The organism is Pseudolactococcus yaeyamensis (assembly GCF_054658615.1).
Window position 1 is genome coordinate 1 of the sequence record NZ_BAAGGP010000071.1, and the last position, 15072, is coordinate 15072.

At 37.7% G+C, this 15072-nt stretch carries 17 protein-coding genes; 5 read left to right on the forward strand and 12 right to left on the reverse strand.

The features are described from left to right. The first annotated feature begins 288 nt into the window (after positions 1-288). Positions 289-1302 (forward strand): lactonase family protein, encoded by a 1014-nt coding sequence (locus tag ACYQ21_RS11835; RefSeq protein WP_460058621.1) that lies wholly within the window; start codon positions 289-291, stop codon positions 1300-1302. Positions 1303-1445: 143 nt separating this feature from the next. Here the strand turns inward: ACYQ21_RS11835 and ACYQ21_RS11840 are convergent, their stop codons facing one another. From ACYQ21_RS11840 to ACYQ21_RS11890, 11 genes are all read right to left on the reverse strand, one after another. Then, positions 1446-1640: a hypothetical protein gene (locus ACYQ21_RS11840; RefSeq protein ID WP_460058622.1), complete on the reverse strand. Its 195-nt coding sequence runs from the start codon at positions 1638-1640 to the stop codon at positions 1446-1448. 22 nt (positions 1641-1662) lie between these two features. Beyond that, entirely contained in the window at positions 1663-2355 is a 693-nt protein-coding gene (locus tag ACYQ21_RS11845; RefSeq protein WP_460058623.1) for an ABC transporter permease, read from the reverse strand. Between the two features lie 26 nt (positions 2356-2381). Continuing rightward, a complete protein-coding gene (locus tag ACYQ21_RS11850) occupies positions 2382-3137 on the reverse strand; it encodes an ABC transporter ATP-binding protein (RefSeq protein WP_460058624.1) in 756 nt (251 codons plus the stop codon). Further along, positions 3130-3702 carry a TetR/AcrR family transcriptional regulator gene (locus ACYQ21_RS11855; RefSeq protein WP_460058625.1) on the reverse strand — a complete coding sequence of 191 codons (573 nt, stop codon included), beginning with the start codon at positions 3700-3702 and terminating at the stop codon, positions 3130-3132. The genes ACYQ21_RS11850 and ACYQ21_RS11855 overlap by 8 nt, the downstream gene beginning before the upstream one ends. A 141-nt stretch (positions 3703-3843) precedes the next feature. Next, the gene (locus ACYQ21_RS11860; RefSeq protein WP_460058626.1) at positions 3844-4455 is read right to left on the reverse strand and encodes a class I SAM-dependent methyltransferase; all 612 of its coding nucleotides are present in this window, start codon (positions 4453-4455) and stop codon (positions 3844-3846) included. Positions 4456-4565: 110 nt separating this feature from the next. Next, on the reverse strand, positions 4566-6077 hold the full coding sequence (locus ACYQ21_RS11865) for a metal ABC transporter solute-binding protein, Zn/Mn family (RefSeq protein WP_460058627.1): 1512 nt from the start codon (positions 6075-6077) through the stop codon (positions 4566-4568). Between the two features lie 174 nt (positions 6078-6251). Further along, positions 6252-7457, reverse strand: coding sequence for a bifunctional folylpolyglutamate synthase/dihydrofolate synthase (locus ACYQ21_RS11870; RefSeq protein WP_460058628.1), 1206 nt, complete (start codon positions 7455-7457; stop codon positions 6252-6254). Continuing rightward, on the reverse strand, positions 7450-8160 hold the full coding sequence (gene budA / locus ACYQ21_RS11875; RefSeq protein ID WP_460058629.1) for an acetolactate decarboxylase: 711 nt from the start codon (positions 8158-8160) through the stop codon (positions 7450-7452). Before budA ends, ACYQ21_RS11870 begins: the two co-directional genes overlap by 8 nt. Before the next feature lie 71 nt (positions 8161-8231). Beyond that, entirely contained in the window at positions 8232-9890 is a 1659-nt protein-coding gene (gene alsS / locus ACYQ21_RS11880; protein ID WP_460058630.1) for an acetolactate synthase AlsS, read from the reverse strand. Between the two features lie 76 nt (positions 9891-9966). Continuing rightward, a complete protein-coding gene (locus ACYQ21_RS11885; RefSeq protein ID WP_460058631.1) occupies positions 9967-11211 on the reverse strand; it encodes a tetratricopeptide repeat protein in 1245 nt (414 codons plus the stop codon). Between the two features lie 2 nt (positions 11212-11213). Further along, positions 11214-11915 (reverse strand): GntR family transcriptional regulator, encoded by a 702-nt coding sequence (locus ACYQ21_RS11890; RefSeq protein WP_460058632.1) that lies wholly within the window; start codon positions 11913-11915, stop codon positions 11214-11216. Between the two features lie 350 nt (positions 11916-12265). Here ACYQ21_RS11890 and rpsT point away from each other — a divergent pair, with 350 nt between their 5' ends. From rpsT to ACYQ21_RS11910, 4 genes are all read left to right on the forward strand, one after another. Further along, entirely contained in the window at positions 12266-12520 is a 255-nt protein-coding gene (gene rpsT / locus ACYQ21_RS11895) for a 30S ribosomal protein S20 (protein ID WP_460058633.1), read from the forward strand. A gap of 89 nt (positions 12521-12609) precedes the next feature. Then, on the forward strand, positions 12610-13095 hold the full coding sequence (locus ACYQ21_RS11900) for a YkgJ family cysteine cluster protein (RefSeq protein WP_460058634.1): 486 nt from the start codon (positions 12610-12612) through the stop codon (positions 13093-13095). A 322-nt stretch (positions 13096-13417) separates the two neighbouring features. After that, positions 13418-13630, forward strand: coding sequence for a hypothetical protein (locus ACYQ21_RS11905; RefSeq protein ID WP_460058635.1), 213 nt, complete (start codon positions 13418-13420; stop codon positions 13628-13630). A gap of 1 nt (position 13631) precedes the next feature. Beyond that, the gene (locus ACYQ21_RS11910) at positions 13632-14036 is read left to right on the forward strand and encodes a type II toxin-antitoxin system death-on-curing family toxin (RefSeq protein ID WP_460058636.1); all 405 of its coding nucleotides are present in this window, start codon (positions 13632-13634) and stop codon (positions 14034-14036) included. A 109-nt stretch (positions 14037-14145) separates the two neighbouring features. On the opposite strand, the gene ACYQ21_RS11915 is transcribed toward ACYQ21_RS11910, so the two are convergent. Further along, on the reverse strand, positions 14146-14811 hold the full coding sequence (locus ACYQ21_RS11915; protein ID WP_460058637.1) for a hypothetical protein: 666 nt from the start codon (positions 14809-14811) through the stop codon (positions 14146-14148). Between the last annotated feature and the right edge of the window lie 261 nt (positions 14812-15072).

A 15072-nucleotide genomic window follows, 5' to 3' on the forward strand; every position in this document is an offset into this window, starting at 1 on the left:
AGCTGAGACAATTCGCAAGAGGGGTGTGTATACAACAAAAATAATTGAGAACAAAACGCTATAACTCCTTATATCACAAGGCGGAATAGTGTTTTTCTGATTTTTAACTGTCAAACTCGGGATTATAGCATACCTGATGCTATTAGCAGACTTCAAACTATTTTATAGAGCTTACACGCTATTAAATCTACGATACCCCCCAACCTTTAAAGCGCATACATCCTCTTTTCAGGCATATTTCAAAAGTTATGCTATAATAAATATATCTATTTGAAAGGGATTACATTCATGACAGAAACACTTTATTTTGGTACTTATACGAAAAAAACGTCTGAAGGCATTTACAAAGCGACCTTAGACACCACAACAGGTCTACTTAGCAACCTTCAGTTAGTGGCGAAAGAACCTAATCCCACTTATCTCACGCTTGACCAAGCAGGGCATCTTTACAGCGTAGGGGCTGAGAACGGCGACGGGGGTATTGTGGCTTATGATAATGGCGGCAAACTCATTAATCACGTTGTTGACGCTGGCGCGCCACTTTGTTATGTGGCTGTGGATGAGACCCGTGATTTAGTATATGGTGCTAACTATCATAAGGGAGAAGTTTTGGTTTATAAGCGTGCTGCCGACGGTAGTCTATCACTTGCTGATAAGGACGTTCACACTGGTTCTGGTCCTCATGAGAATCAGGCTAGTCCTCATGTTCATTTCACTGATTTGACACCTGATAAATATCTCGTGACTTGTGATTTAGGAACTGATGAAGTCGTGACTTATGATGTTTCTGAGCAAGGTCAATTAACTAAAATCAACACTTACAAATCTGCACCAGGTGCTGGTCCTCGTCATATCACCTTCCATCCAACTCAAAAAATCGCTTACCTCATGAACGAATTAAACAGCACGATTGAAGTCTTGATTTATGACGGTGTAGGTCAGTTTACCCTATTACAAACACTTTCAACTTTACCAGAAGATTGGACTGCCTTTAACGGTACCGCTGCTATCCGCATGTCATCAGATGGCAAATTCCTTTACGGCTCAAACCGTGGACATGATTCCATTGCTGTTTACAAAATTTTAGCTGACGGTACTTTGGAGTTGTTGCAACTTGCTGCTACCCACGGCAAAATGCCTCGCGACTTCAACCTATCATCTGATGAAAGAGTGATTATCGCAGCACATCAAGATTCTGATAATGTCACAACCTTCTTCCGCGATAGCACAACAGGTCTCTTAACTGAGGTGCAACATGACTTTATCGTCCCAGAGGCTGTCTGTGTTTATGTGAAAAAATAAATATCAAGCTATACAAAAAGCCTAAGCAATCATAGTGAATGCTTAGGCTTTTCTCTATATCTTGATTCATTTATACTATCTTATAAATTTTTATTCAAATGAATTGTAAAGAAAGATATTTGACTCCATATTCCTTTGAGACATCATCGCAAAATTTGGATCAAATTAGCCACAATTGAAACCGCTCCTAATAAGACTATCAAAATCCACCATTGTTTCTTTTTTTTCTTTAAATAAAAACCGATTGCGACCAAAACTACACCTATAAAAATACTTGCAATAGCACCATAGTACCCCAATGGGGAATCTATCCACTGATTCAAAGTTTCTTTATTCATCCTAAATTTTCTCCTTAAGTAATTAGAGTATAATATCTTCTGACAACATTTTTTTAACTGCCATATAGGCTAAAAGGACACCAACTACAGCCATTGTAAGTGATACAGGTATCACGGTAATCAAGCCTGAGCCATCACTTCCGCCTGAACTAACTGTTAAACTGACGATTGCGATTGAACTAACAACTGTCGCAACTGTGGACTTTTTCAACATGCCAACATACATCGGTAATAAACCTAGTAAAACAGAGGTAATTGTTGTGACACAAGTCAGCCCAACTTCTGATAAAGTCAGATGATAATTAATTAAAGGTAAAAAATGGTTCAGGGCAAAAAACAAGAGATTTTGAAACACTTGCGAAAACACCATAGAAACAGTGATTAAGCCAGAAATGATGATAAGTTTACTCAAAATCACACGTTTTCGACTAATAGGGTATGAAAATAAAAGCAAGACAGTTTTACTTCTAAATTCCTCTATGATTAAATTGGCAATCAAAATAGATTCCCAGACAATGAAAACTGATTTAACCAGAGTATCAATCACGGTAACAGTTGCAATTTTGACAGGCATTTCATCTCCTGATACGAAAATCAAGATAGCAGTCATCAAGACTAAACAGGCAATCCCCACATTTGCAATGCCGACATGACAAACATATTTTTTCATATCCATTTTTTTCAATTCAATCGATATTAATTTTTTAATCGTCATAGCATTTCCTATCCTCTTCCTTATTTTTAAGAGATTTTTGAAGTGTGCAAGATTTTAATAAAATAGTCTTCCAAATCAAAATTTTCTTTTTGAAAAACAGCTTTTGGTATTTCTTCTAATAGCTTACCAACACTCATAATTCCAACAACATCAGCAATCTTCTCAACTTCCTGAATAATATGACTACTCAGAAAAATCGTCACGTTTCTTTCTTGGTTAATCTTCACCAGAATATTTCTTATCTCAACAATTCCTTCTGGATCAATCCCATTAATAGGTTCGTCTAAAATCAAAAGTTCTGGTTGACAAAGCAAGCTCCTTGCAATCGCCAAGCGTTGTTTCATGCCTAATGACAATTCTTTGATAAATTTATCTTCTATGTTATTCAATCCCACTAAAACCAAAGTTTCAGGAATATTTACCTTATATTTTTCATCTAAGTAGTCACAATGAATATCAAGGTTTTCTCTTACTGTCAAATTTTGATAAAAGACAGGTATTTCAATGAGATTGCCAACTTTAGCCAAGTAATTTTTTTCTTGAGCTCTCACATCACTTGCTAAAACTGTCATTTTGCCACTCGTTGGTTGCAACAATCCCAACATCATTTTCATCAGTGTCGTTTTTCCTGCACCATTTGCGCCAATTAATGCATATATTTTCCCTTTTTCAACATTTAAATTAATAGATTTAAGAATTTTTTGCGTGCCAAAATTCTTGTTTAAATTACTTGTTTGAATATCATATACCATTTCAATACCTCTATTTTTAGTCTCAATCAAAAATCTTTTCAACCAAAGTATCTATAATAAAATCAAACGTTTCAAGTGCATCCCATGATAATTGTTCATCATCTTGAAGTGAATTACTCACAAAACTCAATGCCGATAATGCTTTTTCTTCTTCAATCTTATAAGTTAGTCCTGTACTCTTAATGATTTCCTTTAAATCATAGCGCCCGTGATTTTCTAATTCTTGTAAATTTTTGGGTGATAATCGATTAATAAAGGCAATAAAATCAGCACTTTTTGTTTCCCTTATGAAGGGAATTTTCACATATTCCCTGTAAACAACTTGCAAAGCTTTCGCTAAGTCTTTTTTTCTAGGTGAAAGACCTAATGTATTACGTGTAATCGTTATCAAACGTTTTTGCACTTCAATCATTACAGCACAAAATAATTCTTCCTTAGATTCATAAAATAAATAAAATGACCCTTTGGAAATGCCTGCCTTACGACATAAATCATCCACACTCGTTTTCTTGTAGCCAAGTCTTGCCCAGCTTTCCTCGCAACTTATCAGTAGTCGTTCCTGAATATTTTTCTTCTCAGTCTCTGAAAATGTCATTTTTTCTCCTTTTTGACCATATTTACTAATTTGGTTATTTTTAATAATTATATATTTTTACGTTAATCCTGTCAAGCTACAACATAAAAAAACACAATTAATTCAAGAATCGTGCTTTTAAATAATTTATAATCCTAAATATCAGGCTTTTTTGTGTGCTTCAAAATATTGAATCTGTAAATGCTTTCTACCTTTTATCAAGACAAAACCTGCGCTTTCAAGAAAATTCATTAATTCATCAAAAGTATAAACCTTGACATCACCTTCCTTTGAAAAACGATGAATATATTGATTGTAAAGACCATGAAAAATAGGAATCCGAATCTCAGCAATGACAAGTTTGCCACCGGGTTTTAAAACCCGTTTCGCTTCCCTAAGAAATGTTTCAGGACTCGGAAAGTGGTGAAAAGAGGCTGAACAGATTAGCACATCAAAACTCTGTTCTTCAAAAGGGAGTTGCATCGCTGAGCCAGTTACAAATGAAAATTCAGGGTATTTGGCCTGTGCAATTTCTGTCATCTGAGATGAAATATCTAAGCCAACACCTTCAAAATGATGCTTGCTTGCAAGGATCTTGAGGAGACGTCCGGTCGCTGACCCGACATCTAATACGTTAGCGTGTTCTGGCAGTTCTAAATTTTTGAGAATATAGCGCTTAAAAAAGCCAGATAAAAAACCATCAAATGACCGGTCAAATTTTTTGGCATGACGATTATAATAAGTTTCAGATAGCTTTTCATAATTTTTAGACACGTCGATCACTCCTCTTTTTTTGCTTAATTGATTTCATTATAGCATTTAAAGTTGGCACATCAAAAAAAGCCAGGTTTCATTTGAAAACTGACTTGTTCTAATGACTAATTTTAATGTGCAATCATTTCTTGTGCAATTTGACTTGGTGTTAAATCTGACGGATAATAAGTTGGCCAATTTTCAAGTTCTGCTGTTAAAGCTGCCTGACTATCATTACCATAATAAATATGGAAATGCTCTGCTTGAGCTGGTGCAATCCCATGGTCGCTAAACTGGACATACTTGAAGGCACCATTTGTATCACCTACTGCCTCAAAAAGATAGCGGACACCACGGTTACCCTTAGTATAGTTCAATATCTCTTTACCAACATATTTATAAGTTGCTTTGTGTGAAACACCATTGACATCAAAGGTGATGGTGTCTTTTTTGATTGTAATTTTATCGACATCTGACTTGTAACCGGCTGTGTAATAGGCCTTGTATTCTTCTTCAGTCTTATCTTTATTCAGTAGAGATTTGTAGCGCATGACCTGATCCAGGTCACCCTTTTGAAGTAATGGATAAACGGATTGCCAAGTGCCTGACCAGTCTGATAATTTGCGGTCTTTGACTTGGTCATCCTTAAAATAACCTGCGGCAGCTGTTTTTTCTGGCGTTTTTTCTGGTTCAATTGCTGTAACTTTTGATGCTGCATCTGTTGTTTTTTGTAGATTTTTTAGATTTTGTGTCATGACTGAAATATAATCTTCACCCGCTTTTTCCTGTTCTTGCGTGAGTGATTCTAATGGATTCAGCGGTAACGTCTTAACACCTGCCTCTTCTGCTAAAGTTGTTGCTACTTTATCTGATGCATTTTCTTCAAAATAGATATAGTGTATATCATTTTTGTCAACATAGGCTTTTAGTTCCTTCAGGCGAGATGCTGATGGTTCCGTTTCAGGATTAATTCCCGAAACTGAGACTTGATTCAAGCCATATTCAAGCGCTAGATAAGCGAAAGCCGCATGCTGTGTCACAAAGTTTTTTTGCTTAGCATTTGATAAACCATCTTTGTAGGCTTGATCTAAGGCTTTTAACTTGGTTAAATAGCTTTCCGAATTTTTTGTGAAACTTTCTTTTTTCTGAGGGAATTTTTTAATCAGTTGATCTCGGATTGTTTCAACTTCTTTGATGGCAAGACTTGGCGCTAACCAGACGTGAGGATCATAGGCGTGAGAATGACCTTCGTGTCCCGCCTCATCATCGCCTTCATCTGTGCCACCAAGCAATAAGATACCTTCTGATGCTTTAATCACGTCAACGTTTTTCATGTCTTTAGTTGTTTTATCAACCCATGTCTCTAGATTTTCATTATTATAAACGAAAGCGTCCGAATTTTGGATAGCAGCAACATCCTTGGCTGATGGCTCAAAATCATGTGGCTCAACACCTGGTTTAACTAAAACTGTCACGTCTGCTTCTTTACCCACAACTTGTTCCGTGAATTCCTTCATCGGATAAAATGTTGTCACAATTTGCAACTTATCCGATTTTTTACTAGACTCATTGCCACAAGCAAAGAGTGTTAACGCAGTTGTTGCGGCCAATACACCTAATAATAAATGCTTTTTCTTCTTCATTTTTCTCTTTCCCAATTCCCTTTACCAGTTAAGTATCTGCTCAAAAAATAAGCGTAAGCTAACTGATAACCTCTATGATGATACCTCAGGTATCTGTTAAATTAGTTTACTGGTTAAGTATATCACGACAAAAAAATAATGTCAACTGGTAAACATTATTTTTTTGAATTTTATTTAATTTGATTTATTTGAAGTCAATAGAAACTCACGAACTTGACTCATAAAGTAGAGAGAGCCTGTCAGGAGATAAATGTCATCTGCATGTCTAGGTGCCGTCACAAACTCTCGCCAGTCTTCTAACCAAGTGACATCAGAAATATCAGCCACATCAGCTGCTACAATCGTTTTAGGATAATCAAATGTCGTTAAGGTTAAGCTAACATTTGGAATCGTTTGTAACAAGGCAATCATCTCATGAAAATCTTTACGTTGCAAGGCTGAAAATAGGATATGAACTTTTTTCGAGCCATTAAACTCTGCTACTAAGCGTTTAATGGCTGGCAGATTATGAGCACCATCCAAGATAAAGCCTCTGAGTTCTTCCATTCTGGCAGGCCAAAAAGCTTGTTTGAGCCCTTTTTTGATTTTTTCGGGTTCAACTGTCAAGCTTAATTTTTCTGCTAAAATGTCAAATACTTTGACAGCCATTGCCGCATTGTCTTGCTGATATTGACCATGCAGATTCAAATCAAAAGTTCTACCCGTTTCAGGGTGATAAATCGGTGCATTTTTCTCATGCGCTACTGCTACGATCACTTCATAGGCTTCCTCAGGAACACCCATGATATTCCCTACGACAACTGGCACATTTGGTTTAATAATGCCAGCTTTTTCGCTAGCAATTTTAGCCAAGGTGCCTCCTAAAATATCTTGATGATCATAGCCAATCGTTGTGATTGCAGAAAATAATGGCGTGATAACGTTTGTTGAATCATAAAGTCCACCTAGGCCAACTTCAATCAGCGCAATGTCGACTGCCTGATCAGCAAAGTAGTAAAAACCGATAGCCGTCAGAATTTCAAACTCTGTGATATTGACAAGGTCTGGATTTTCATCCATCTGCAAAACAATGGGCTTGATGACACCGACGATACGGTTTAAATCCGCATCAGAAATATAGCGACCATTAATCGCGATACGCTCATTAAAAATTTCAATAAAGGGTGAGGTAAAAGTACCGACTTTCAAACCATACTGCTGGAGGATATTGGACAAGAAAGTGACAGTCGAGCCTTTACCATTGGTTCCTGCGACATGGACTGTCCTGATTTTATCTTGCGGATTGCCTAACTGCTCAAGCAAATAGATAATCCGTGATAGCCCGGGCTTGATGCCAAATTTCAGGCGCGAATGGATCCAATCAATGCTTGCATTACTCACTTTTTTCGATGTCCTCTTTCAATTCCTCTAGGTTTAGCTTAGCAAATAGGTATTTGCGGTCTTGGACTGGAAAGCGTTGATCCAACTGATCGACAGCACCAACTTCAACAATCCCTTCAGAAATAACATAATCTATAACGTGACCACCAAAGGTATGATCATCTGTAATAAAATGCAAATGATAGCCAGCGACACTCACGCCATGAAACATTTCTGGTGTCCAAATTCCAACAATTGTCCCCGTTACATTTTCGACGGTGTATTCTGGCTGTCTTGTCGCGATATCTGCAAATCTTGCACCTTCTTTAGCTTTAGGAATCATGCGAACGTGCATTTTTGCAAAAGTCCCGTAAATCTTGATAGAGCGAAATAAATTGGCGCCATCGTAATAGGTTTCAATACGCGTTTGGAGTTCTTCATTACTTGCTTCAAAACGTTGTTTAAAAATGACTTCTGCTTGGTGGAAAACAACCGCCGCATAAGGTACTTTAACATCAGGGCCTACTTCTGTAATTGTTTTATCGCCACGCGCTTGGTAGGCTTTGCCATCCAGCACGATTAACTCGCCATCGATTTCGTCTAGCGTGCCAATTCCTAAATCACCTTGTTCTAGCAATTCGCCACTCGTCATACTCCCCTCGAAAAGACCGCTCATCAAAGCGGATAGGGTATTATATTGAAAAAGTTTTATCGGTTCAGACATTTTCTTATCCTTCTTAATTCAGTAAAAACTTGTGAATGCTCACAAGTTTCAGACTTATTTTACCATATTTATCAATAAAATTCATCAGGCAATATCGTTTCGCCTAATTTCACATTATCTTTATAATCAATCGGTACATCAATCACGACTGGGCCTGTTGTACTATCTATTTCTGATAAGACTTTTGCTAAATCTGCTTTATTAGTCACGCGGAATCCTTTTGCCCCAAATGCTTCTGCATATTTGACAAAATCAACTGGGCCAAAGTCCACACCCGATGCGCGACCATATTTCATGACTTCTTGGAACTCCACCATGTTATAATGCCCGTCGTTCCAAATGATATGAATCAGTGGTAACTTCAAGCGTACTGCGGTTTCAAGCTCTTGCGCTGAAAAGAGGAAACCGCCATCACCTGAAATCGAGTAAACTTTCTTGCCTGGGCGTAAAAGCGCTGCGGCGATGCCCCATGGGAGTGCGACACCGAGCGTCTGCATGCCATTTGAAAAGAGAAGATGACGTGGCTCATAAGATTTGAAATTCCGTGCCATCCAGATATAATGACTGCCGACATCGACCGTAACCGTTTCATCATCTTTAACGGTGTCTTGTAGCACATCGATGAAATCAAGCGGATGTACAAGATTAGGGTCAGTATTGCGGTCAAACTCATTTTTAGACAGCAGCTTATGCAGACCGTCCAAATATTCTATACTGCCTTCTGGAATTTTATACCCCCGAATGGCAGGAATGAGATTTTCCAGTGTCTGTGCGATATCACCAATCAACTCACGCTCAGGTTGATAATAAGTATCAATCTCAGCTATCGCTTTGTCAATGACAATCACACGACTATCAATTTCAGCATTCCAGTTGCGCGCTTCATACTCAATCGGATCGTAGCCAATCGCGATAACCAAATCGGATTTTTTAAGTAACATATCGCCCGGCTGATTTCGGAAAAGACCGACACGACCGAAGAAATTATGCACCAAATCACGCGAAATCACACCCGCCCCTTGGAAAGTTTCAACGACTGGAATGTTTACATATTGTAAGAGTTCACGAATGGCATGCGTGACACTAGCAGATGACGAACCGCTACCCAGAAGAAAAACAGGCAAGACAGCATTTTTAATCGCCTGCGCCAGATAATTAATATCATCAATCGACGCATTGCCAAGTTTCGGCTCGTGCAAGGGCTTGATTGCCTTAACTTTTACCTTGCTGTCGACGACGTCTTGGGGAATGGAGATAAAACTTGCGCTCGGTTTGCCAGCTTTTGATAAGCGATAGGCATTAGCTACAATTTCTGATAGGGTATCTGCATCTTGGACTTCTGCCGAGTATTTGGTAATCGGTTCAAAAAGCGCCGCATTATTCATGGACTGGTGCGTCCGTTTCAGGAGGTCACCACGCTTCACTTGGCCACCAAGCGCAAGCACCGCATCACCTTCTGCCGTTGCCGTTACAAGACCCGTCGCTAAGTTTGACGCCCCGGGACCAGAAGTTGCAATCACAACACCCGGCTCACCTGTAATCCGACCAACAGCCTGCGCCATAAAAGCGGCATTTTGTTCGTGACGCGCGACAATCAACTCAGGACCTTTGTCAGTTAAGGTATCAAATACCCTGTCGATTTTAGCACCCGGAATCCCAAAAATGTATTTCACATCATGATTAATGAGTGAGTCTACAATTAAATCTGCACCAAATTTTTCTTCTGTCATTTTTTAAATACGTTCCTTCTTGAAAGTTTAACTTCACAATGGTTATTGTAGCAAAAAAGGCGTTTAAACGCCATTATCATAGCTCATTAAATAAAGCTTGTGAATTCTCATCATCTGGGACAAGTGATAAATATTTGCTGAGACTTGTCTTGGCATCGTCTGTTCGACCATTTCGGATTAATATTTGCGCATAATCCAATAAAAACTCCGGATTATCAGCCAAGACACTCTGACTAATCTCGTCATAAATCGTCAACGATTTTTCGTCTTGGTCGAGTTCACGGTAAGCTTTAGCGATATTCCATTGTGCTAAGACATGTTCTTCATCAAGCAGACTTTCAAGCGCGATAACCGCTTCAAAATCTTCTTGTGCCATGTAAAGATTGCTCAAAAGAAAGACCGTCTCATCATGTAAATCTGGTAAATCAAGTGCTTGCGTTAAATACTTTTCTGAGTTCTCTAAATCATGTAAAGCATAGGCGATTCGGCTAGTTAAATGAATCAAAGGCACATCAGTCGGGTTCTTACTCAAGCCGTCTTTAGCTACTGCAAAAGCAGCTTCAAAGTCATTATCTTCAATCAAGGCTTGCGCATACGGATAGGCATAGCCATCAAAATCAGGCGCCAAGGCATCTAATTGTTTGAAATAGTCAATGGCACGTGTGACTTCGCCGGTTGCGAAATTGATTTGTGCGATCTCAAACAAAACGTTATCATCATGATCAATTTCAAGCGATTTTTCTAGGAATTTTGTGGCATTTTCAAACTCCCCCAAAGAGGCATAAGCCGTCCCAATCCGCTGGTAGGTTGATATTTTGGTGAGTTCTAAAATCTGACGTTGACTGAGTTTAGCAAAGTAGGCAATCGCCTCACGCCATTTTCCTTGGTTATAGTAAAGTTCGCCAATGGCAAATGTTACCAGAGGAGAATCTGTCAGACTTGCGGCTTCCAGTAATTTCTCAAGCGCTGCTTCCCAGACACCGTCTGCCTGATAGAGGTCAGCAATCATGACGAGGGCTGCAACATAGTTATCGTCAGCCGCCTCTATTTTGTAGAGTAATTCGAGCGCGCCATCTAAATCGCCATCATCGAATTTCATTTCAGCGAGATTGAGCAAAATAGCTGTATTGTCAGCATCTGTCGCTGCAATTTTTTCATAAACCTGACGGCTTTCAGCTATAAAGCCCATCATTGACAAATATTCGGCCAAATCCGTTAGCAAATCAAGACCATCAGTGGCAATCGCTTTCGCTAGTTCCGTCGCCACATCATCAAATTGACCTGCATGGAGTAAATCAACCACTTTTTCAGAATGCGTCATTTTTATCTTTCTAAGTAAAATTCAAATCGTTCGCCGACATATTGGGATAATACGTATTCAAAAGGCGTTTCATCGCTGTTGGCAAAATAAGAAACCTGTGTCAATGCCAAAATCGCTGAACTTTGTTTAATTGACAAAAAGTTAGCAATTTCTTTATTAACAATCTTAGCCGAAATGATTTGCTCACTGCGCCCAATTTTCTTGCCAGCATTTGCCAAAGTATCATAAAAATGGTTGGCAATATCATTTTTTACGAAATCTTCAATCAAACGATAAGGGATACTCGCCACTTCATAACAAATCGGTAGTTCATCAGCATACCGAATCCGCTCCATGCGGATAATTTGAGCGCCTTTTTTAAGCTGCAACTTATCGCACTCGACTTCATTTGCCTTGGTTTTTTGATAACTTAAAACTTTTGAACTCGGTGTCTTCCCTAAATTTTGAATAATTTCCGTGAAACTGGTCGTCCCACGCATTTTTTCACGTACACGATCGCTGGCAACATATGTCCCAGACCCAACATAGCGTGTTAAAATACCTTCCTCGACTAAGCTCGTCACAGCTTGGCGCAAGGTCATCCGTGATACCCCAAATTGCTCCGCCATCATGCGCTCACTCGGCAACCGTTGCCCGACTTCAAAAACGCCCGTCTCTATTTGATGCTTAATTTCATCATGTATTCGAATATAAATTGCTGTCACTTCGTATTCTCCTTTTTCGTCTTTCTCATTCTAATCGTTCTATTATTTTTCTGGATTTATTTGACTTTCTCTCGGTTCATGGATAAAAGCACTATTGACAAAGGGCGCCACCACCATACCGAAAAAAATGTATCAAAAAACTGAAATGACGTGGTATTCCTTTTACTAGTCAGCAAACTACTATATTGGTTTACCTAATTTTCTATATCTATCTATACCAATTATAGCATAAAAAAATAAATTTGCCTTTCTTATTTTTTTATGCTATACTTACTTGGTATTGTGTTTTAGGCAATATTTGAAGTTTGACTCTCTGGGTCATCTCAATATTATAAATAAGGAGAACAAACATGGCTAACATTAAATCTGCCATCAAACGTGCTGAGTTGAACATCGTTCAAAACGAACGTAATTCTGCTCAAAAAGCTGCTTTGCACACTTCAATCAAAAAATTTGAAACTGCCGTTGCTGTTGGCTCTGATGATGCGCAAGCATTGTATGTCGCTGCATCTGCTGCAATTGACAAAGCTCATTCCAAAGGTTTAATCCATAAAAATAAAGCTAACCGTGATAAATCACGTTTGGCTAAAAAATTGGCGAAATAAGTTTTATTTCCCGATTTTGGATTAAGAATGAAACGGATATCCTTTCGAGGGTATCTTTTTTTGCATAGTTTTATGTTAAAATATAGCTTATGGATATTGAACATTACAGAGATTTGGCGCTTCAAAAGCAAAAAGTCCATCGACAATTTTTAACAACGCTCAAGAAGAAAGCCCCTAAAAATATAGATAAATTAACCAAAGAACTTCACGATGAAGTTTTTACAGAAATCGACTGCACCCAATGTGCCAACTGCTGTAAATCACTCGGCCCACTCTTTACAGAAAACGATATAGAACGCATTGCCAAACGCTTGCGCATGAAATTAGCTAATTTTGAGACAGAATACCTCCAAGTCGATGAAGATGGCGACAAAATATTTCAGTGCATGCCCTGCCCCTTTTTAGGCTCTGATAAGCTCTGCGATGTCTATGATGTCAGACCCAAAGCCTGTCGAGAGTTTCCGCATACTGACCGCAAGAAATTTCTTCAGATTAATCATCTGACACTCAAGAATACCTTAATTTGCCCTGCAACATACTTGTTTGTTGAAAAATTACGAGAACGGATGGGATGAAATTTAAAAATATGAGGTTGGGACAAAAGTCAGAAATTGCTTATTTTTGACAAATTTTGAAACTGAAAAACCGCATGAAATCAACGTTTCTAGAAACGAATTTCATGCGGTTTTCGTATTTCTGAGACTTTTGTCCCAGCCTCTTTTATTTTCTTCAATTTGTAGTTGACAGCGACTACAAAATACGATACACTGTATTTACCAACAAATACAAAATAGAACTTTGATCGGATATTGAGTCGCGAATGCCCCCACTTGTGGCGCACCAGCATAGGTCAAGTTTAATGATTTCACAAAGTGGAATCGCAGAAAGGATAACACCATGTCAAAACCAACTTCTATCCGCTTTGATGACAAACTCTATCAAGAAATTGTCGATTACACTACTTTAACTGAACAATCTATCTCTTCCTTTGTAAGTGAGGCAGTCGCAACTTATATTACAGAAAAAAGTGTGACTTCGACAGAAAAATTAGAGATCCATCAATTCATGGACCGATTTTCACCACTCATGCAGGAATTAAAGGATAGATAAAATGATTCAATATCTGACAAAAACACAATTAATAGAAATCAATCGGTATGCCGTCAAAATGGTTAATGGTACTACTTATGGTGTTTTATCTGATTCAAGTTTAGAGATGATCGTTGAGCAACCACAACAAATTGTTTTCGGTCAAGAACTTTACCCGTCCATTTGGCTTAAAGCTGCCTTTATCCTCCAAAAAATCGCTAAAAAACACGCTTTTCGGGATGGTAACAAACGTACAGCAATTCAAGCCAGCCTGTATTTTCTTAATATCAATGGCTACCAACTCATTAATGACGATGTCATTAACCAATCTGCTGATTTTGTCTTATCAGTTACCAACTCCCCAGATACAGAAGAAACCATGCTTGAAATTGCTAAATGGATTGAAATGGTGCATGAAAAAGTATGAAACATCAGCGATATGTTGGTGTTTTTTTTGATGAAACTCAGAACAATAATACAAGCATATACTATTGGAAAAGACAACAAAATCAGCTTAATATATTTTTACGCTAATCTTATTTGTTTGTCTTTTTGTTGATGGAGTAAACAAATAAAAACCGATTTGAATGAATCCATATTGATATCGCTAATATGCAGATAGATAATATGACAAATAATAAATCTTGCTCAAAAACATGACTTTTAGCTATCAAATAAAATGGATTGAAATACAGTATTGGAAATCTACGATAGTAAACTATCCAAATAAACACATACAATAATGAAATAATTGTGATTAATACAACATTTTTAAGGAATAGATGCAACAAATACCAAAGTGATAGACTAGTAGTATATGTCGCTAGACCAATCAATATTAGAAACCAATCATTTTTCATTACCGAAAATACACCTGATATCGTTAAAGCAAATATTGCAAACAAAATATTTCTCATTATCCTACTTGAAAATTCTCCATTTGAAATGGCAGAAATAATTTTTTGAGTACCACACATATCATCCAGATTTTCATTTTCAAAAAATGCGTAACATGATAAAAATGCCATACTTACTGGTAAAATTAAAATTTGTTGTAAGTGAATGATAATGTTAAAGAGCAAAACACAAACAAAAAACAAAACCAGGTGGGAATTAAACAGTAATTTTAGCGTGACTATCGCATGATTTTTCAAATTTTCCAATATCGTCCCTCTTTCCCATCCGTCATTCTCTTCTTCCAAAATTTCAATAGCAATAAAAGGATAAAAATGCTAATACCAAAATAAAATTCTTGATGTTGTAAATAGTGTGATAAAACTTGACCATCCCAGAGTAAATCTGTTATCGTTGGCACAAATTTGAACCAGCTCAAACCATAAGTCTAGTGGTAATAAGTCAAGTAAGACTTGTAAATTTATTTTACAAGATTTATGAAACTAAGGTACACTAAATAAGCCTACGAAAAATTCATTTTTTCGCAAGTGCTATCAAGGACTTGTGCT

Bases quoted from the DNA above. Each gene is read 5' to 3' on its own strand.
- ACYQ21_RS11835 (WP_460058621.1), top strand. From the start codon at position 289: ATGACAGAAACACTTTATTTTGGTACTTATACGAAAAAAACGTCTGAA.
- ACYQ21_RS11840 (WP_460058622.1), bottom strand. From the start codon at position 1,640: ATGAATAAAGAAACTTTGAATCAGTGGATAGATTCCCCATTGGGGTAC.
- ACYQ21_RS11845 (WP_460058623.1), bottom strand. From the start codon at position 2,355: ATGACGATTAAAAAATTAATATCGATTGAATTGAAAAAAATGGATATG.
- ACYQ21_RS11855 (WP_460058625.1), bottom strand. From the start codon at position 3,702: ATGACATTTTCAGAGACTGAGAAGAAAAATATTCAGGAACGACTACTG.
- ACYQ21_RS11865 (WP_460058627.1), bottom strand. From the start codon at position 6,077: ATGAAGAAGAAAAAGCATTTATTATTAGGTGTATTGGCCGCAACAACT.
- budA (WP_460058629.1), bottom strand. From the start codon at position 8,160: ATGTCTGAACCGATAAAACTTTTTCAATATAATACCCTATCCGCTTTG.
- alsS (WP_460058630.1), bottom strand. From the start codon at position 9,890: ATGACAGAAGAAAAATTTGGTGCAGATTTAATTGTAGACTCACTCATT.
- ACYQ21_RS11885 (WP_460058631.1), bottom strand. From the start codon at position 11,211: ATGACGCATTCTGAAAAAGTGGTTGATTTACTCCATGCAGGTCAATTT.
- rpsT (WP_460058633.1), top strand. From the start codon at position 12,266: ATGGCTAACATTAAATCTGCCATCAAACGTGCTGAGTTGAACATCGTT.
- ACYQ21_RS11900 (WP_460058634.1), top strand. From the start codon at position 12,610: ATGGATATTGAACATTACAGAGATTTGGCGCTTCAAAAGCAAAAAGTC.
- ACYQ21_RS11905 (WP_460058635.1), top strand. From the start codon at position 13,418: ATGTCAAAACCAACTTCTATCCGCTTTGATGACAAACTCTATCAAGAA.
- ACYQ21_RS11910 (WP_460058636.1), top strand. From the start codon at position 13,632: ATGATTCAATATCTGACAAAAACACAATTAATAGAAATCAATCGGTAT.